The organism is Nannocystis sp., assembly GCF_016714285.1.
In the GTDB taxonomy this organism is placed as follows: Bacteria; Myxococcota_A; Polyangia; order Nannocystales; family Nannocystaceae; genus Nannocystis.
Genome location: NZ_JADJNN010000042.1, coordinates 52,087 through 71,457 on the forward strand (window position 1 = coordinate 52,087; position 19,371 = coordinate 71,457).

The 19,371-nt window shown below is 72.1% G+C and carries 11 protein-coding genes; 6 read left to right on the top strand and 5 right to left on the bottom strand.

Annotated features, from left to right (window positions below; genetic code table 11):
* Window positions 1-38: 38 nt before the first annotated feature.
* The gene (locus IPJ59_RS36585) at window positions 39-833 is read right to left on the bottom strand and encodes a hypothetical protein (RefSeq protein ID WP_293275809.1); all 795 of its coding nucleotides are present in this window, start codon (window positions 831-833) and stop codon (window positions 39-41) included.
* Entirely contained in the window at window positions 830-1,774 is a 945-nt protein-coding gene (locus tag IPJ59_RS36590; protein ID WP_293275810.1) for a multinuclear nonheme iron-dependent oxidase, read from the bottom strand. The genes IPJ59_RS36585 and IPJ59_RS36590 overlap by 4 nt, the downstream gene beginning before the upstream one ends.
* 187 nt (window positions 1,775-1,961) lie before the next feature.
* On the opposite strand from IPJ59_RS36590, the gene IPJ59_RS36595 reads away from it, so the two are divergent.
* The gene (locus IPJ59_RS36595; RefSeq protein ID WP_293275811.1) at window positions 1,962-2,696 is read left to right on the top strand and encodes a pyridoxine 5'-phosphate synthase; all 735 of its coding nucleotides are present in this window, start codon (window positions 1,962-1,964) and stop codon (window positions 2,694-2,696) included.
* A 121-nt stretch (window positions 2,697-2,817) separates the two neighbouring features.
* Here the strand turns inward: IPJ59_RS36595 and IPJ59_RS36600 are convergent, their stop codons facing one another.
* Complete coding sequence (locus IPJ59_RS36600; protein ID WP_293275812.1) at window positions 2,818-3,870, bottom strand: coiled-coil domain-containing protein; 1,053 nt, start codon at window positions 3,868-3,870, stop codon at window positions 2,818-2,820.
* Entirely contained in the window at window positions 3,871-4,839 is a 969-nt protein-coding gene (locus tag IPJ59_RS36605) for a hypothetical protein (RefSeq protein ID WP_293257583.1), read from the bottom strand.
* Between the two features lie 316 nt (window positions 4,840-5,155).
* Between IPJ59_RS36605 and IPJ59_RS36610 the strand changes: the two genes are divergently transcribed.
* From IPJ59_RS36610 to IPJ59_RS36635, 5 genes are all read left to right on the top strand, one after another.
* Window positions 5,156-11,449, top strand: coding sequence for an Ig-like domain-containing alpha-2-macroglobulin family protein (locus IPJ59_RS36610; RefSeq protein ID WP_293275813.1), 6,294 nt, complete (start codon window positions 5,156-5,158; stop codon window positions 11,447-11,449).
* Between the two features lie 1,214 nt (window positions 11,450-12,663).
* Window positions 12,664-13,731 (top strand): N-acetyl-gamma-glutamyl-phosphate reductase, encoded by a 1,068-nt coding sequence (argC, locus tag IPJ59_RS36615; protein WP_293275814.1) that lies wholly within the window; start codon window positions 12,664-12,666, stop codon window positions 13,729-13,731.
* The gene (gene argB / locus IPJ59_RS36620; RefSeq protein WP_293257593.1) at window positions 13,728-14,567 is read left to right on the top strand and encodes an acetylglutamate kinase; all 840 of its coding nucleotides are present in this window, start codon (window positions 13,728-13,730) and stop codon (window positions 14,565-14,567) included. Before argC ends, argB begins: the two co-directional genes overlap by 4 nt.
* 165 nt (window positions 14,568-14,732) lie before the next feature.
* Window positions 14,733-15,956, top strand: coding sequence for a M20/M25/M40 family metallo-hydrolase (locus IPJ59_RS36625; protein ID WP_293275815.1), 1,224 nt, complete (start codon window positions 14,733-14,735; stop codon window positions 15,954-15,956).
* Between the two features lie 356 nt (window positions 15,957-16,312).
* Entirely contained in the window at window positions 16,313-17,212 is a 900-nt protein-coding gene (locus tag IPJ59_RS36635; RefSeq protein WP_293275817.1) for a hypothetical protein, read from the top strand.
* 127 nt (window positions 17,213-17,339) lie between these two features.
* On the opposite strand, the gene IPJ59_RS36640 is transcribed toward IPJ59_RS36635, so the two are convergent.
* Window positions 17,340-19,334: a prenyltransferase/squalene oxidase repeat-containing protein gene (locus IPJ59_RS36640; protein WP_293275818.1), complete on the bottom strand. Its 1,995-nt coding sequence runs from the start codon at window positions 19,332-19,334 to the stop codon at window positions 17,340-17,342.
* Window positions 19,335-19,371 lie beyond the last annotated feature (37 nt).

The following is a 19,371-nucleotide window of genomic DNA, read 5'->3' on the forward strand; positions in this document are numbered from 1 at the left end:
TGGCCCGCGAGCACCACGCGCAGCACGACCACGGAGCCTCAGCCCGCGACCAGCAGCCCCTGCGCGAGCAGGTCGTCGATCACGCCCGCCGACTCGTCCGCAGCCGCCCCGCGTATGACCGCCTCGCGCTCGAGCTCGCGGCGCGTGCGGGCCCGCTGCGCGTGACGCAGCAGGCGGACCAGCGCCTCGCTGGCTGTCCCGAGGGACATCTCGCCGCTCGCGCTGATCTCGATGAGCAGCTGCTCCTCGCCCGGGTCGCGGCTGCGGACCGGCGAGCGGCGCGGCGGCGCGGCGCGTGGGGCCTGGTCCGCCCGCTCCGCCAGCGTGTGCAGCGGCGTCGCCCCGAGCCACGCGCGCGTCGCCTCGTACCAGGCCAGGCTGCCCGCCGGCACGACGATCGGCGCCAGCGTGACGGCGCAGCGCAGGGTCCCCGCGACCAGCGGCGGCGACTCGGCCATCGGGCGGCGCAGGCGGGCCATCGCCGCCTCGATGCGCCCGGCTCCGGCCGCCTGGTCTTCGAGCCAGGTCGCAAAGGCCAGGCCCATCGATCCGCCGTCCCCGAGGCAGGCCAGGAACTCGCGGGTGGCGAGGAAGGCCTCGACCCGCGCGAGCCCCACAGCGGCCGCGCTGCACGGGAACTCCTCGACGATCGCCTGGACCGCGCGGGCCCGGCGAAACGGGTCGGTGGCGAAGGCCCGGGGGTCGACCCGGCGCAGCAGGGCGCGCTCGGCCTCGCTGAGCCCCGGCAACGCCCGCGCGCCGTGGATCGCCGCCACAAAATCCGGGTCGTAGAGCATGCGCACGACGGCCCGCTGGATCGCCCGCGGGTTCATGCCGGACTGTCCTTCGGGACATGCTTCACGTCGGCCAGCCGCGCCGGCAAGGCCGCCGCGATCTTGGCGAACAGCGGCAGCACCGCGGCGATCGGGTTGCGCTCGCACTCGACGACCACCGCCCGGAGGTTGACCGCTCGCTCGAGCGCCGCCTGCGCGATCGCCCAGGTGTCGGGCAGCAGCTCCGGGCCGTGCTCGTCCTCGACCCAGCGAAAGCCGTCCGCCTCGCGCTCGCGTCCGCCGGCGACGTGCAGCTCGACCACGCGGTCCCAGGGCAGGTGATCGAGGCCGTCGTGCGGCGCGTGGCCGGCGAGGCGCTGGTACATCGCCAGGTGGGCGCAGTCGAGGAGCAGCCCAGTGTCGGCCGCCTCGGCCAGCCGCGCGAAGAACTCGAGCAGGTGCAGGTCGCCGACGAAGGCCGTGCCCGGCGGGTTCTCGGGCAGCACCTCGAGCCCGCTCGCCGCGCGCAGGGCCGCGATGCCCTCCGCCATCGGCGCGACCGCCTCCGCGATCAGCACCGGCGGCAGCAGCAACATGTGCCCGCGCTCGCGCCGGCCGAAGTGCCACAGCCCCGCGTCGCCGCAGAGCCAGGCCGGACGCAGCTCGGCGCACAGCGCCCGCAACCCCGCCAGCCACGCCGGATCGCGGTCCTCCGGATCGTCGAGGTTGATGTCGAGGAAGTGGTAGGTGGTCGGCGCCCCGCTGGCCGCCCACGCCCGCGCCGCGTCGTCGAGGCCCTTCACGACCTCGACCCCGACCTCGAGGAAGCCCGCATAGTCGGGGTGCTCGCGGCGCAGCGCGGCGGGGTCCAGCGCCCCGTCGCTCGACCCGGCCCCATACTCGGTCGAGACGCCGAGGCCGAGCACAGGGAGCCGCGCGACACGGGTGCGAAAGTCCTCCATGGCGCCGCCGTCGTAGCCGATCCTGCGCGCGCGTGGCAAGCCGCTGCCTGACCTGCGGGACAGGTCCTGCCCGTGCCGGAGCCGCGTGCCTGGCAACACCCGCAGAACATGGAGCGCTGGCCGCAGCCGTCTCCGTGGCAAGGCGCCGCCTGACCCGCAGGACAGGTCGGCCCGGGGCGAGCTGCGGCGTGACAGCGGCGGCCCGCGGGTGCTATGAGCGGCGGCGATGGTGCGCCTCAGCGTCAACGTCAACAAGGTTGCGACCCTGCGAAACGCCCGCGGCGGCGAGGTCCCGGACCTGCTCGCCGCCGTGCGCACGATCCTGGGCGCCGGCTGTCGTGGCATCACCGTGCACCCGCGGGCCGACCAGCGCCACATTCGCCGCGTCGACACGATCGCGATCGCCGCCGAGTTGGAACCCCTGCGCGACAGCGTCGAGTACAACATCGAGGGCGACCCGCGCCCCGACCTCATCGATCTCGTGTGCCAGCTGCGGCCGCACCAGTGCACCCTGGTCCCGGTCAAGCCTGGCGAGATCACCAGCCAGGCGGGCTGGCCCGCCGACACCTCGCCGCACGAGATCGGCGCCATCGTCCGCCGCGTCCAGGCCCAGGGCGTGCGCGTGGCGATGTTCGTCGACCCCGAGGACGCGCCGATCCGCTGGGCCGCCGCGCTCGGGGCCGATCGCATCGAGCTCTACACCGAGCCCTTCGCCGTCGCCTTCGCGGCCGGCCAGGGCGCGGCGGCGGCGGCCCGCTACGGCGCGGCCGCCGAGCTGGCCCACGGCCTCGGGCTCGGCATCAACGCCGGCCACGACCTCGACCTGGACAACCTGGTGCTGTTTCGCGGGCTGCCCCACCTCGACGAGGTCTCGATCGGCCACGCCCTGATCTCGCGCGCCCTCTTCGTCGGCCTGGACACCGTCGTTCGCGAGTACCTCGACCTGCTCGCCGCCCACTGAGTGCACATGGCCCCGCGGACATGTCCGCGGAGCCATGTGCCGCTAATCCGCCCATTAACGGCACATGGCCCCGCGGACATGTCCGCGGAGCCATGTGCATCTCAGGCCGCGCGGGCGCGGCTCACTTGGTCTTCTGCGAGGTCTTGGCCTGCTCGAGCGCGATCTCCTTGACCGCGGCGAAGGAGCTCGAGTTGGACGCCCCGTCGATCGCCTTGATCGCCAGGTCCTGGGCCTGCTTGAGCGCCGTGGCCAGCTGCTTGGACAGCTCGTTGATCTGCTCGGTCTGCTTGGCGATGGTCGAGTCGAGCTCGTGCACCCGCAGCTCGTAGACCCGCTTCTTGCCCTCGTTGGTCTTCTGCTGCAGGTCGGCGGCGATCTTCGCCTGGCGCTTGGCGATCCCGGTGCCCTCGGCCTCGGCCTTGGCGATCGCGGCCTCGAGGTCCTTCGGGGCGGCGGCCGCCTTGGCCTTGAGCTCGGCGTACTCCTGCTCGCGCCGCGCCAGCGCCTGCTCGCGCTCGGCCCAGGCCCGGTCGTGCTGCTCCTTGCTCAGGTCGAGCTCGGCCTGCTGCGTCTTCTTGGTCTGCGCCAGGCCGTCGGCGTCGGCCTTGTGGCGGCGCTCTGTCTCGTAGCCGTACTCGTCGGCCTCGCGCTTGCGGGCCCGCAGCCCGGCCTCGTCGGCCTCCTTGGTCGCGCGCGCGTGCTCCTCCTGCTCCTTGCGCCACGCCACCTTCTTGGCCTCGAGCTCGGCCTCGAAGCCGTGCTTGCGGGCCGCGTGGTACTCGTCGGCGCTCTTCTGCGTCTCCTGGTACTTCTTGACCAGGCCGCGCAGGGTCTCCTCGTCGACCTCGATGCCGTGGAGCTCGCGCAGGTGGCTGGTGTGCTCGTCGGCCTCGCTGCGCAGCTCGTGCAGCGCGTTGGCCTCGCGCAGCAGCTGTTGCTGCAGCGTGCCGACCGACTCGCCGAGCCGGGCGCGGATGCCCGTGAGTTCGTGGATGATGGTCTCGATCGATGCTTGGCCTTGGGTCACGGGGGCGTCCTCGGAGTCGGTGGTGCGCGGGGAGTCAGCGGCCGCCGGGGCGCTGCCCCGGGCTTGCTTGAGCTCCTTGGCGAGCTCGTTGTAGGCCTTGAGGATCTCGGTCTTGGTGCTGCGATTGGTGAAGGTCTTGGCTGACATTTACTTCTTGCCCCCCGACGTGCCCTCGATCGCCTTGTGGGCGAGGTTTTGGCCCTGCTCGAGCGCCGTGCCGAGCTGCTTCTGGAGGTCGGCCAGCTGCGCGACCTGCCGGGTGATGCGCTCGTCGAGCGCCTTGATCTTGAGCTCGAAGACCTCGATGTTGGCGGCGCTCTCCTTCTCCAGCAGCTCCGCCTCGTGCTTGGCCTCCGCGGTGACGCGGGCGATCGCCCGCTCGCGGGCCTTCTTGCTCTCCTCCTCGAGCAGCTTGGGCGCCGCCTCGGCCTTCGCGCGCAGGCCGTCGATCTCCGCGGCCGCGGCCGCGAGCACCTTCTCGCGCTCGCCCCAGTTCTTGTCCTTCGCCGCGCCGGCCTCGGCCAGCTGGCGCTCCTGCAGGCGCTTCTTCTCGGCGAACTCGTCCGCGTTCAGCTTGCGCTGGCGCTCGAACTCGTAGCCGTACTGCTCCTCCTTGGCGCGGCGGTCCTTCGCCAGCGCGGCCTCGGCGTCGGCCAGGTTCTGGGCCTTGTCGGCCTGCTCCTTGGCCCACGCGTCGCGCTGCTTGCCGACCTTGTCGTCCTGCTCCTGGCGCTCGCTGGCGGCCTTCTCGTCGAGGGCCTGGACCTTCTTCTTGTGGTCCTGGATCAGGATCTCGAGCGCCTCGGCGGCGACCCGCGTGCTGCGCAGGTCGTGCAGGCGCCGGGTCTCCGAGGCGATCGCGTGGCGCAGCTCGCCGAGCTTGCTCGCTTCACGCTCGAGCTGATCGGCGAGGCCATCGATCGCGCCGCCGAGGTTGACCTGCACGTCGGCGAGGCTCTTGATGATGCTCTCGACGGTGTAGGAGGCGGCTCGGTCGACGATCTCGCGGGCCTTGGCCTGCTCGGCCGCCTCGGCCTTGGTGGCGACCTGCGCCGGGCCCTGGCCGAAGCTCTGCAGCAGCGGCGCGAAGGTCTTGAGCACGTCATCGCGGGACATGGGGGTGTTCACACTGGTCACGGGCATCTCCTGGCATTCACGCCCACGCACGTGATGGTGGGCAAGTGGGGCGGGTTCGCGCTTATCACCGCGCAGCGCCGCGTCGCGTCGCGTCATGGCGCCGCTCGGGGCGGGTGGACTCTATCAACATTCCTGTTCCAGAGGAGATCATGCGGCGAGCGGGCACGCGCTTGTTGCAACTGCACCGGTCCCGAAACGCCGTGACACGCCGTGACTCGGGTGGATCCGCGCGGGCGACATGTGTCAGCATCGGGCCTGCGCTGGCGCCTCCACGCCGCCGGCCACCGGAGCTCGCATGCATCGTCGCCTTCAGTCCGTGACCCGGCCGTCGCTCGGCCTCCTGACCGCCGTCCTGTGCTCGTGCACGTCGACCACGCCGGGCCCAGACAAGCCGGCGGAGCAGAAGGTCGCGGCCGCCGACGGACCCGTCCTCGACGTGTGGGCCGGTGTGCCAGCGATCACGCCCGAGCCCGGCGACATCACCACGGAATTGAAGCCGGTGCCCGGCCCCAAGCCGCCGCCCAGCGTGGCCGAGCGCGTCGAGCTGCCGTTCCCCCCGCCGGCTCCGCCGAGCAAGCAGACCCAGGATCCCGCGCTCAAGGGCCCGCTGCAGGTGCTGCGCACCGCCCCGATCGAGAAGGCCCCGGGCCTGGTCGGCACCGTCAGCGCAGTGTTCAACCAGCCGATGGTCCCACTCGCCTCGATCGACGACCTCAAGCTCGAGCGCTCGCCGCTGGCGATCAGCCCCCAGCCGCCCGGCAAGTTCCGCTGGCTCGGCACGCAGATGATCGCCTTCGAACCCGAGGGGCGCATGCCCTTCTCCACCACGTACACCGCCACGATCGAGGCCGGCGAGGTCTCGACGCTCGACACCCGGCTCGGCAAGCGCGTGCAGTGGCAGTTCACCACCCCGGCGCTGGCGCTCGAGCAGGCCCAGCCGAGCGAGTGGGACAGCGCCGAGCTCGACAGCATCGTCGTCGTGCGCTTCAACCAGGACGTCCAGATCGACAAGCTCGAGGGCGCCGTGCGGCTCGCCGGCGGCGGGGCTCAGGTCGCCGTGCACGCGGTCCGCAGCGCCGAGTTTGCCGGGCTGCCCGAGCCCTACCGCTCGCAGGCGCTGGCCGGCCGGGCCGAGCGGACGCTGGTGCTGCGGCCCGCGGTCAAGCTGCAGGCCGACACCCAGTACACCCTCACGGTCCCGGCTGGCGTGTACGGCGAGGGCCCGAACCCCAGCAAGCCGATCACCACCAAGTTTCGCACCTACCCGCCGCTCACGCTCTCGGCCCCGCACTGCGGCGAGCGCTACGCCTGGGACTGCTCGGCCGGCGGCGTCACCCTCGGCGCGAGCACCCCGGTGGTCGACGACCCCGATCTCGCCAAGCACGTCCGCATCAGCCCCGAGGTGCCCGACTTCGCGGTCACCGGCGGCGGCGGCATCTACCTCAGCGGCAAGTTCCGCGGCCTCGCGACCTACACCGTCGAGGTCGACGCCGGCGTGCGCGACGTCCACGGCCAGACCCTCGCCAAGCCGTTTCGCAGCACCTTCACCCTGCGCGCCCTCGATCCCTCGCTGGTGCTCGACGGGGTCACGCGCGACCCGATCGTGCTCGAGCCCTCGCACCGCGGCGTGCTCGACATCAAGGCCTCCGGCCTGGCCCAGGTCGAGGTCCGCACCCGCCCGATCACCGCCGCCGATCTGCGTCGCGTGCTCAGCGAGCGGAGCGACTACGTCGGCGACGACGAGTGGCCGAAGCCGCTGCAGGGCGCCAGCGAGAGCACCTTCGACGTCGCCGGCTCGCGCGCCGAGGCGATGACGCTGCCCTTCGCGACCCGCGACCTGACGAGCATGCCGGGCAACCTGCTGCTGCTCGGCGCGCGCAGCAACCGGATCGGCGACGACGGCTGGAAGTACCGCCAGCAGCTCAATAACATCGTCGAGGTCACCCGCCTCGGCGTCAGCGCGGCGATCGACAGCGACAGCGGCGTCGTCCTCGTCACCGACTTAGAGACCGGCGCGCCGCTGCCCGACGTCGACGTCGCGCTGCACACCACCGCGTATGACTCGCCGCTGTGGTCAGGCCGGACCGACGCCCGCGGCATGGTCGAGCTGACCCATGGCAGCTTCAGCGAGACCCCCTTCATCGTCGCCAAGACCGCCGGCGACCTGGCCTACATCCCGCTGCAGAACACCGTCGACGGCAACTGGTCGTACTGGCAAAACGGCGCCGGCGACGACGAGCCGCGCGCCTTCTTCTTCACCGACCGCCAGCCCTACAAGCCCGGCGAGACGGTCCACCTGTCGGGCATCGTTCGCATCGAGACCCGCGGCCCCGTCGGCGGCGTGGTGCCCTACCGCAACGACATCGAGTGCGACTACAAGCTCACCGGCCCCCGCGGCCACGAGCTGCTCACCGGCAAGCTCAAGGTCGGCCCGCTCGGCACCTTCAGCGTCGACCTCCCGCTCCCAGCCGACACCGACCTCGGCCAGCACAACTTCCAGATCACCTACCCGGGCGGCTTCTTCGGCAGCGAGCGCAGCTTCTGGCACAGCTTCGCCGTCGAGACCTACCGCGCCCCCGAGTTCGCGGTGAAGGTCGAGCGCGCCGCCGAAACCCCGCTGGTCTACGGCGACACGCTCGCGGCCGAGGTCCGCGCGAGCTACCTCCACGGCGCCGCGATGGTCGGGGCCAAGGTCAGCTACACCCTGCGCCGCAGCGACACCGCCTTCCGCCCGCCCGGCTCGGAGAACGAGCCCTTCAGCTTCGGCCCCACGCCGCAGCCGTGGTGGTGGCGCGGCGGCGGGGGCTTCGGCTTCGGCAAGCGCGGCGGCTGGGACGGCGACTGGGGCGGCATCGGCGGCGGCCTCGGCGATCTGCTGGTCAAGCAAGGCGACGGCGACACCGACATCAGCGGCGTCTTCGCGGTCAACCATGTCCTGCAGGCCAAGGAGAGCGCGTGGGGTCAGAAGCCCGCGCCCGAGCCGATCGACGCCAGCGCGCCCAAGGGTCCGCCCGATCCGCCGTCCGCGAGCACCTACACGCTCGAGGCCCAGGTCACCGACCAGAACCGGCAGGCGATCGCCGGCCGCCAGAGCTTCGTCGTCCACCCCGCCGACGAGTACGTCGGCGTCCGCAGCGACCGCAGCGTGTACAAGGAGGGCGAGCGCGCCCGCGTCGAGGCGATCGTCGCCGACGTCACCGGCAAGCGCGTGCCCGGCCGCGCGATCAAGGTCGAGCTGGTGCGCAGCGAGACCAAGCGCACCGCCGTCGAGGACAAGGGCCGGTGGTCGTACAAGTACGAGACCGTCGACGTGCCCGCGGGCGGCTGCCAGCTGACCTCGGACGTCGCGCCCGCGAGCTGCGAGATCGACGTCGGCAAGGCCGGCAGCTACGTCGCCCGCGCCGAGATCAGCGACGCCAAGGGCCGCCGCGCGCTCACGCGGCACAACCTCTACGTGTATGGCAAGGACGCGGTGGTCTGGGATCAGGACCAGAAGCGCGTCGACCTCGTGCCCGACAAGCGGACCTACGAGCCCGGCGAGAAGGCCACGATCCTGCTGCGCTCGCCGTTCGACAAGGCCCGCGGCCTCGCGGTGATCGAGCGCGAGGGCATCGTCGAGTACCGCGAGCTGACCGTCGAGGGCGGCGCCGGCACGCTCGAGATCCCGCTGACCGAGGCCATGATCCCCAACGTCGAGGTCGCGGTCCTGCTGGTCCGCGGCCGCGTCGAGGTCCCCGGCGCCCCGCCCGATCAGGACCTCGGCCGCCCCTCCGTGGCCGTCGGCAACATCTCGCTCGAGCTGGCGAGCACCGCCAAGAAGATCGACCTCAAGCTGATCCCCGAGCGCGCCGAGATCGCCCCCAAGGAGACCCTCAAGCTCGAGATCCAGGCCCGCGACCCCGGCGGCAGCGGGCAGAAGGCCGCGGTCGCGGTGATGGTCGTCGACGAGGGCGTGCTCTCGCTGATGGCCTACGAGACCCCCGATCCGCTGGCCTTCTTCCACCACACGCGTCAGGCCGGCGTCAGCATGTTCGACCTGCGCCAGTACCTGCTCGCGCGCAGCGACGAGGACACCCTGCGCGGGCCCAAGGCGAAGGAGGGGCGCAACAAGAACGGCCACGACATCCCGGCCGACGGCGACGCCCCGGGCTTCGGCGGCCTCGGCCTGCGCGGCACCGGTGCCGGCGGCGGCGGCATGGGCGAGGGCACGATCGGCCTCGCCGGGGTGATGGAGAGCAAGACCGCGACGGCGATGCCGGCGGCGCCGATGCCCGAGCCGGCGAAGGCCGACAAGAAGTCGCGGCGCATGGAGTCCGACGAAGAGGCGCCGGCGGCGATGCTCGACCCGAACGTGGCGATGAACCAGCCGATCTCGCTGCGCGCCGAGTTCGCGACCACGGCGTACTTCAACCCCGAGGTCGTCGTCGGCGAGACCGGCCTGGCGACCATCGAGATCCCGATGCCGGAGAACCTGACCACCTTCCGCGTGATGGCGGTGGCCGTCGACCCCGACCGGCCCGATCACTTCGGCTCGGCCGAGGTCCAGGTCAAGGTCCGCAAGCCGATCATGCTGCGCCCCTCGCTGCCGCGCTTCGCCAACTTCGGCGACAGCTTCCAGGCATCGGTGATGATCGACAACCAGACCGATGTCCCGCAGGCGATCGTCGTCGGCACCCGCGGCACCAACGTGCAGCTCACCGGCGAGACCACCAGGCCGATCGAGGTCCCCGCCGGCCAGTCGCAGGAGGTCCGCTTCCCGATGGCCGCCGACAAGGTCGGCACCATGCGCCTGCAGTTCGCCGCGCTCAGCAACGGCGGACGCGACGCGACCGAGGTCTCGCTGCCCGTGCTCTACCCGGCCACCCGCCAGGCCTTCGCCGACTACGGCGCCACCACGACCAGCGTCCTGCGCGCGCTCAAGGTGCCCGAGGGCATGCTGCCGGGCTTTGGCGGCCTCGAGCTCAGCATGAGCTCGACCGCGCTCAACGGCCTCGAGGACGCGGTCGAGTACCTCATCGCCTACCAGTACGAGTGCACCGAGCAGGTCGCCAGCCGCATGCTGCCGATCTTCGTGCTCGGCGCGGTGCTCGAGCAGTTCCCGATCGCCAGCGTCAAGGACCTGGCGAAGCGGCAGGTGCTCGCCACCGAGGGCATCGCCCGCATCGCCTCGCGCCAGAACTACGACGGGGGCTTCCGCTACTGGGACACCCGCGAGCGCAGCTGGCCGTACCTCTCGACCTGGGCGACCTTCGCCCTGTTAGAGGGCAAGAAGGCCGGCTTCAAGGTCGACCAAGCGGTCCTCGACAAGGCGATGAACTACCTCGAGAACTTCGTCCGCAACGGCGAGTCGACCCCGTGGGGCCGCTACTACGACCACACCAGCCGGACCTTCGCGCTGTGGCTGCTGAGCCGCGAGGACCGCGGCAGCGAGCTGTTCGACCGGGTGTGGGCCAAGCGCGATGAGGTCCCGCTCTACGCCCGCGCGCAGCTGATGTCGGCGGCGCACAAGTACGGCCGCGCGAGCGAACGCGAGGCCCTGCTCAAGGACTTCCGCGCCCGCGTCACCGAGAACGCCCGCACGGCCCACTTCGCCGAGCGCACGAGCGAGGCCGAGGCCGACGGCCTGCAGCTGCTCATGCACTCCGACGTGCAGACCGACGCCGTCACGCTGATGGCGATGCTGGAGATCGCCGAGGCCGACCCGCTGCTGCCCAAGGTCATGGCCGGCATCATGGACAGCCGCGACCCGCAACGCGGCGGCCGCTGGGGCACGACTCACGCCAACGCCTGGGCCCTGCTCGCCGCCAGCCGCTACTTCACCACCGTCGAGAAGGAGGTCCCCGACTACGTCGCCCGCATCTGGCTCGACACCACCTTCGCCGGCGAGCAGGCGTTCAAGGGCCGCAGCATGGCGGTCGTCGACCAGCACGTGCCGATGGCCCGCCTGATGAAGGAGCAACCCAAGGAGGTGCTGCTCGCGAAGGACGGCCCCGGCATGCTCTACTACCGCCTCGGCCTGCGCTACGCCCCGGCCGACCTGGCGATGAAGGCGGAGGAGCAGGGCTTCACCGTCTACCGCAGCTACGAGCCGCTCGCGCAGGGCGGCGACAAGCCCGACCCGGCGTCGGTCAAGCGCCTCCAGGACGGCACCTACGAGGTCAAGGCCGGCGCGCTGGTCCGCGTCAACCTCACCCTCGTGGCCAAGGACCGCGCCAACTTCGTGGTCGTCGACGACCCGCTGCCGGCCGGCTTCGAGGGCCAGAACTCGCGCTTCGCGACGACGCTGCAGGATGTTCAGGGCGGGGTGACCAGCCAGTCGGTCGACTACGGCGGCGGCATGCCGTGGGACAGCCTCGAGGGCGGCTGGTGGTGGTGGCGCCCGTGGTGGAGCTTCAGCCACACCGAGATGCGTGACGACCGCATGCTGCTGTTCGCCAACCACCTGCCGGCCGGCGTGTACACGTACAGCTACACGGCGCGGGCGACCACGATCGGCGAGTTCCAGCTGCCGCCCGTGCACGCGGAGGCGATGTACCAGCCGGAGCTGTTCGGGCACAGCGCGAGCAGCAAGGTCCGCGTGATCGAGTAGCTCGATCGCCCTTGTTACGCGGGTGACGTCGCACGGGCCGACGCCGGTCCGGCAGGGGCGCGCGCATGCTCGAGGAGCCGGAGGACGGCAGGGCGCTGGACGTACGCGGACGACGTCGCACGGACCGACGCGGGTCCGGCAGGGGCGCGCGCATGCTCGAGAAGCCGGAGGACGGCAGGGGTTCCGGCTTCAGACAGGGCGCGTGCCCTTTGGACCGCTTCGCGCTCCACGGGCCCGCTGGACTCAGCCGGAACCCCTGCCGCCCTCCGGCAAGCGAAGCCTCCGCTGAAGGGCCGTGCGGTCGGCGTCGCCGAGAGCCGGACCCGCATCGGCCCTGAACGCGGCGTGGTGGGTGTGCGGGTCGATGTCCCGAGGGACAGGTCCGTGGCGTCGGTCGCCGACGTTGTCCCGGAGTCGGGGGGGGCCCGACCGCACCGCCTTGAGCGGAGGCTTCCCGTGCCGGAGGGGCGCGGGGGTCTGGACGGAGTCCAGGGGCGCCGATGACAACGAAGTTGTCATGAGGCGAACCCGCCCTGCGACGGCCGGACCCCCGTCGGTCCTCCGGCTCCTCGAGCCTGCGCGGGCGCCCAGCCGGACCCGCCCCGGTCCGTGCCACAGCGCCCGCGGACCGACGACTGCGGCGCCGGCGAACCGCGTATCGCAGTCAGTTACTCAGCCGATTAAATAACGAGAACCCAGGACGGCTGACCGAGCCACCCTGGGTCCCCCCCCAGATGTAAATTCTGCTCACGGCCCCGGGGGGCGTGAAAGTGCTGCTACGGCACCGACCAAGCGAAAGCGACTAAGCGCAGGCGAATGAGCGACGAACGCGTAAAACAGGGCCAAGTCAGTCGAAGCTAAGGCGTTTAAGGCAGGGCAAGTCAGGCGAAGTCAGAGGCCAAGGTAACGAAGCTAAGCGGAGTCAAGCCAGGAGAGTCTAAGGAAGGGCAAGCCAGGTCTGGGTTTGTAGGGTCCAGTGTTTAGGCTGGATGTCACCGCTTCTGCAGGGGCGGCGCCAAAATGGCAAGTTGTTGGAATTACAAGGCCAAGAGGGGGCAGGCGAGACTCGGCACGCCAGCGCTATGACGCAAATGTCCGACCTGGGCGCCTGGAGCCGGCCATGAGGCATGACATCGGTGTCGCACCCGGACGCGCCGCCGTCCGCCCGGCACCGCCCGACCGGGACACCCGCCGTCGTGGTAGGACCCCGGGCCATGCAGGCCACATCCTCGCGGCCGCGCGTGCGCGCGGCGGTCATCGGCGGCACCGGCTACGGCGGCGCCGAGCTCGTCCGTCTGTTGCTCACACACCCGGGCGCCGAGCTCGTCCGCGTCATCAGCATCGACCACGTCGGTGAGCCGCTCGAGGCGGTCCACCGCAACCTCGGCCGCACGGGCCTCGTGTTCGAGAAGATGGAGCCGCAGGAGGCCGCCGCGGGCGTCGACGTGGTGTTCCTGGCCCTGCCGCACAAGGTCAGCGCCACCCTGGCCGAGACCCTGGCGGACGTGCCAGCCCGCATCATCGACCTGTCCGGCGACTTTCGCCTGCGCAGCGCCGCCGACTACAAGACCTTCTACGGCGACGAGCACCCGCACCCCGGGCACCTCGACGGGCGCTGGGTCTACGGCCTGCCGGAGCAGAACGGGCCGGCGATCCGCGCGGCCTCCCGGGTCGCCTCGCCCGGTTGCTTCGCCACGACGATCGCCCTCGGCCTGCTGCCCCTGGCCCGCGCCGGGCTCCTGCGCGGGGCGGTGCACACGGTGGCGATCACGGGATCGTCGGGCTCCGGCGCCTACGCGTCGATCGGCACCCACCACCCGCTGCGGGCCAACAACCTCAAGACCTACAAGGTCCTGAGCCACCAGCACCGCCCGGAGATCGAGCAGACGCTGCGCGCGGCCAGCCCCGACGGGGCCGACTTCTCGCTGGCCTTCGTGCCGGTCTCGGCGCCGCTGGTCCGCGGCATCCTGGCCAACAGCTTCGTGCCGCTGCCGGTCGGGGTCGACCCGGCGCCGCTGTTCGCCGAGTTCTACAAGGATGCGCCGTTCGTGCGCGTGCTCGGCAGCAAGGTCCAGGCCGAGGTCGTGGCGGTGAAGGGCAGCATGTACGTCGACCTGTCGTGGACCCTCGGCGCCGCCCACGACGGCGCCCGCCAGCTGGTCGTGACCACCGCGCTCGACAACCTCGTCAAGGGCGGCGCCGGTCAGGCCGTGCAGTCGATGAACCTGATGTTCGGCCTGCCCGAGAGCCAGGGCATCGCCGCCCCGGGGCTGTGGCCGTGATCGCCAGGACCGCGGTCCTCAAGTTCGGCGGCGAGGTGGTCGCGGACGCGGCCGCGCTCGCGGGCGTCCTCGCCGACGTCGCCGCTCTGGTCGCCGCGGGCTGGCGCTTCGTGCTGTGCCACGGCGGCGGGCCGCAGGCCAACGCGCTGCAGGAGCGCCTCGGCCTGGTCCCACACAAGGTCGCCGGCCGCCGCGTGACCGATGCCGCGACCTTGCAGGTGATGAAGTGCGTGCTGGCCGGCGAGCTCTCGGTCGACGTGGTCGCCGCCGGTGGAGCCGCGGGCCTGCGCGCCGTCGGCATCTCGGGCGTGAGCGCCGGCCTCGTGAGCGCCCGGCGTCGGCCGCCGGTGATCGTCGCGGGCGCGGGCCCCGAGCCGGTCGACTTCGGGCTGGTCGGCGACATCGTCGAGATCCGCAGCGAGCTGCTCACGCACCTGTGGGCCGGCGGATACACGCCGGTGGTCAACAGCCTCGGCATCGACCTCGGCTTGGCCCGCGGCGAGGTCTACAACATCAACGCCGACACCGTGGCCTCGGCGATCGCGGCGGCGCTGAAGGTCGACCACCTGTTCCTCATGACCGGCGTGCCGGGTGTGCTGCGCGACAAGGACGACCCGTCGACCCGCATCCCTCGCCTGTCCGCCGCCGCCGCGCGGGCCGCCATCGCCGACGGCACGATCGTCGGCGGCATGATCCCCAAGGTCGAGGAGGCGCTCGCCAACATCGCTCTCGGGATCGGCGCCGTGCACATCCTCGGCGCCCGCGCGGGCGTCCTGCAGGCCGAGGCCGACGAGCCCGGAGCCGCCGGCACGGTGCTGCTCGAGCGCGACGGCTGAGCCTCGGAACCCTTCGAGGAGCTGGCCACGCGTCCGCGGCCGCACCGTGCTGCTCGAGCGTGACGCGTGAGCCTCGGAGCCATCCGCGGGCTGGCCACGCGTCGGCGTTCGCTATCCCGCTGCTCGAGCGCGACGCGTGAGCCGGCCTGCGTTATCGTCCGCGCCATGATCACCACCCCGCGCGACGCGGACCTGGGGGCGGCGCTGCGCCGCGCCGTCGACGATGACTTCGAGGCCGCGCAGGTGCCGTGGCTGCGGCGCGTGGTCGACCAGCCGAGCCACACCCACGCGCGCGCCGACGTCGAGGCCGCGGCCCAGATCGTCGACGATCTGGCGGCCGAGCTAGGCCTCTCGCGCACGCTGCATTGCGACCCGCAGGGCAAGTTCGCCGACCACCGCGTCTACGCCACCCCGGCCACCGGCGCGGACGATCGCTGCCTCGCGCTGGTCGGCCACATCGACACCGTGTTCCCGCGCAGCCTCGGCTTCCTCAGCTTTGCCCGCGACGGCGACATCGTCCGCGGCCCCGGCGTGCTCGACATGAAGTCCGGCATCTCGTCGATGCTGTTCGCGCTGCGGGCCCTGCGATGCGCCGCCCCGGCCGCGTTCGCGGCGCTGCGCGTGCGCGCGGTGATCGTCAGCGACGAGGAGGTCGGCTCACCGAGCAGCCACGCGCTCTACGATCAGCTCGCGCCGCGGATCAGCGCCGGCCTGGTGTTCGAGTCGGGCCGCAAGCACGACCTCATCGTCACGGCGCGCAAGGGCGGCGGGGTGTTCACGGTCACGGTCCACGGCAAGGCGGCCCACAGCGGCAACGATCACCAGGCCGGCGTCAACGCGATCCACGCGCTCGCGCTGCTGGTCGGCAAGATCGAGGCGATGACCGACTACCCCCGCGGCGTCACCCTGAACGTCGGCACCATCGAGGGCGGCACGGCCAAGAACACGGTGCCCGAGCGGGCCTCGTGCCAGGTCGACGCCCGCTTCGAGACCGTCGCCGACGCGGAGCAGGTGACGGCCGCGATCCAGGACCTGGCCCGCGATCCCTTCGCCGGCCTCGCGCAGGTGCCCGATCGTCTGCGGGCTGTTCGCGTCGAGGTCAGCGGCGGCGTGACCCGCCCGCCGATGGAGCCGATCCCCGCGTCGCAGCGCCTGCGCGCGGCCTACGAGCCCTACGCCGCCGCGAGCGGCCTGCAGATCGGCGAGGCCGAGCTGCAGGGTGGGGGCTCGGACGCCAACCTGCTGGTCGCGCTCGGCGTGCCATGCATCGACGGCCTCGGCCCGCACGGCGAGTACTTCCATCAGGTCCGCGAGTGGTGCAGCCTCGCCAGCCTGCGCAACCGGACCGCGGCGCTCGCGTGGTTCCTCGCCGAGCAGTCCGCGTTCTAGCTCCGGGGCCCACCTGGTCGACGGCCAGGAGAGCCTGCGCAGCATCGAGGAGCAGCTGGGCGTCGACCTGCCGGAGCTCGAGGGGGGTCGGCAGCGTCGGCGACCTCCTCACGCATCTGGCGGGCCAGATCCCGACGACCGGCTCGGTGTTCCTGTGGGAGGGCCTGCGCTTCCCGGTGCTCGAGGCCTACGCCCGGCACCTCGTGCGGGTGCGGGTCGACCGGACCAGCGACGAGAGCACCATCGCCGACGGCTAGCACCCCCAACGCTTGCCGATACATCGGTCGAGAGGTCGGCCGATGGAGGGCAGCCACGCGAGGCTCGCGGAACGCGGCGGGCTGTGATAGGTCGCGACAATGCGAACGCCCTATCCGATCCTTCATGGCTTGCTCTCTGGACTCCTGCTGATCGCCTGCGGCAAGACCGACGACCTCACCGCTGGCGCGACCGAGAGCGGCGGCACGACCGGCGCCACCAGCGATGAGCCGACCACCAACGACCCGAGCGCGGGCTCGGTCACCAGCGGCCAGGGCTGTACGCCGGGCCAGAGCTCGCAGTGCGCCTGCACCAACGGCGACCCCGGCGCGCAGGTCTGCGCCGCCGACGGCAAGTCCTTCGAGCCCTGCGTGTGCGAGAGCAGCGGCACCGACAGCAACGGCGCGACGATGGCCACGACCATCACCACCGACCCGGTGACGACCGGCCCCGACCTGACGACGACCGGCCCGGACTCGACGACCGTCCCCGACACCACCGGTCCGGACTCGACGACGGTCCCCGACTCGACCAGCGGCATGGGCACCTGCGAGGACCCGGGCCCCGAGCCCAACGAGGTGGAGAACGACGCGATCGACCTCGGCGACCAGGGCTGCATGGACCAGCCCGCCAACCTCACGGGCGTGCTCAACGGCGACGTCGACGTCGACTGGTTCCGCTTCCGCGGCATCGACAGCATGGCCTGCGGCTTCAACAACCCCTTCGTCTCGGAGGTCCTGGTCGCCAGCGACGCCGTGCGCGTGTGCGTGTTCGCGGAGTGCGACCAGGGCACCCCGGCTTTCATGTGCCCGCAGGGCTCGCAGAACGACAACTCGCCGGACGGCCGCCCCGGCTGCTGCGGCATGGGCAACATGGCCTTCATGTGGAACTGCATGGGCAGCCAGAACGAGACGGCCGACTTCTACGTCCGCCTCGACCAGGCGCCCGCCGACTCGTGCGTCGACTACTCGGTGGACTACAGCTTCGCCCCGATGGGCTGAGTTGATCGGTGGTCGGCGGCGCGTACCGACGCCGCCGATCGCAGCAGCTCGCGCGCCTTACCTCGCGGGTGATCGCTGACTCCTCGCGGGTCGACAGCCGACCGAGGGAGTCGAGGTCGCGGCGGGCTCACGCCTCGCGGCCGAGGAAGCGCGCGAGGGCCCAGGTCGGGAACACCTGGCGATACAGTCGATAGTCGAGCACCGCCGTATTGAAGAACACCCCGCAGGCGCGTTCGGCCGGCCAGGCGCCGTCGGGGCCCTGGCGGGCGAGCAGGAAGCTGATGCCGCGGTCGATCGCGCGGGTGCTGCGGGCGTCGGCCGGTCGGGTGGCGAGCAGGGCCAGCAGGGCCCACGCGGTCTGGGTGGCGACGCTTGGCTCGTCCGGCGGCAGCCCGACCTCGCGGTCCTCGATCACGCCCTCGAAGCTCTCGCCCCAGCCGCCGTCGGGGCGCTGGGCGGCGAGCAGCCATTGCAGGGCGCGGACGATCGCCGGGTGGTGTGGCGACAGGCCGGCGGCGAGCAGGGCGGGGATCGTGAAGAAGGTGCCGTAGGTGTAGTGGATGCCCCAGAAGCCGGCCCAGGCGCCGTTCTTGGCCTGGGCGGCGAGCAGGAATTCGACGCCGCGGCGGATGCCGTCGTCGACCTCGGGGCCGAGCGCGCCGCCGAGCTGGCTGCGGGCGTAGGCCAGGCCGCGCACGCAGCTCGCGGTGCACTCGGTGTACGAGTACTCGAGCATGCAGTTGCCGTAGATCTCGGCGGGGTTGAAGCTGCGGAGGATCAGCGAGCCGCGGCGGGGCTCGTAGGAGCCGAAGCCGCCGTCGGGGTTCTGGCGGCGGAGGATGAAGCGAACCGCGGCGAGCTGGCGGGCGAGCGGGAGACCTGGCCCTTCGGACAGGTCCTTGGCGCACGCGAGCAGCGCCTCGAGGGCCTCGGCGGTGCAGTCGCTGACGGGCCAGGGGTGGTGCTCGTCGGCGAAGCCCCAGCCGCCGTCGGCGGGCTCGCGGTAGTGGCGGGCGCCGTCCGGGATGTCGCCGCGGAGCTGCGCGCCGGCCAGCCAGGTCGCGGCGTCGCGGGCGATCGTCCGGGCGAGCGGCAGCGGCGGGCCCTCGGCCAGCGCCTGGAGCAGGAAGCTGGTGTCCCAGATGTCGCTGCGCGCCCCGCAGATGCGCATGCCCTCGGCCTCGTCCTCCCACACCCAGTACTCGAGGCCGTGCAGGGCCCGCTCGAGCTCGGGGTGGCGGGGGTCGCTGTGGTGCAGGGCGAGGGTGAAGAGCAGGCCGTTGACGGGGCTCAGGCACACGTAGCGGGTGCTGTGGAACTCGAACAGGATGTGCTCGCGGCAGCGCTCGAGGGCGCGGCGGCGCAGCAGGCCCGGGGTCAGCTTCTCGAGCGTGCGCATGCCGGCGAAGGCGGCGCGCAGACCGGCGCCGGGGGCCTCGTGGAGGTCGGTGGCGGCGATCTCGTCGCGGTGGCGGGCGAAGGGCACGCGCGCGTAGCCCTCGGGGTAGAGCTCGCCCTGGATCTGCTCGAGGCGCGGCGAGGGCCGGGCCTGCAGGCGCACGCCGTAGACATACGAGAGGCCGAGGTAGATCAGCCGCATGTGGTTGTAGAGGCGGCGCGGATGGACCGGCGTGGCCTCGGGGAGCAGCCACATCTCGGGCAGGATCGGCTGTACGCCGGACCACGGGTACATGCCGAGCATGGCCAGCCAGATCCGGCCCCAGGTCGGGATCGGGACCACGCCGCCGTGGCCACGGATCCAGCGCAGGGCCCCCTGCGCGAGCGGGTCGTCCGCGGGCGTATCGAGCAGGCGCAGGGCCACGTAGGCGAGGGTGGTGTGGAACAGCCACGAGGCGCTGTCCGGGTGCATGCCCCAGCCGCCGTCTGGGCGCACCTGCAGCTCGAGGCTGCGGCGGATGTGGCGGCGGCGATCGGCGCTGATCGGGCGCTGCAGGACCTCGCAGGCGATCACGTACTGGCACACCAGCATCGGGTTCCACACGACCTCACCCGCGAGGGCGCCGCGCGGCTGCTGGACCTGGCGCAGGTGGGCCAGGGCGGCCGCGTGGGCGGCGGCGGCCCGGGCTCGCAGCTCGCCGTCGGTCGCGCTTGTTTGGGACATGTCCGAAGGGGCAGCCGCTGCGGGCGTTTGGGACATG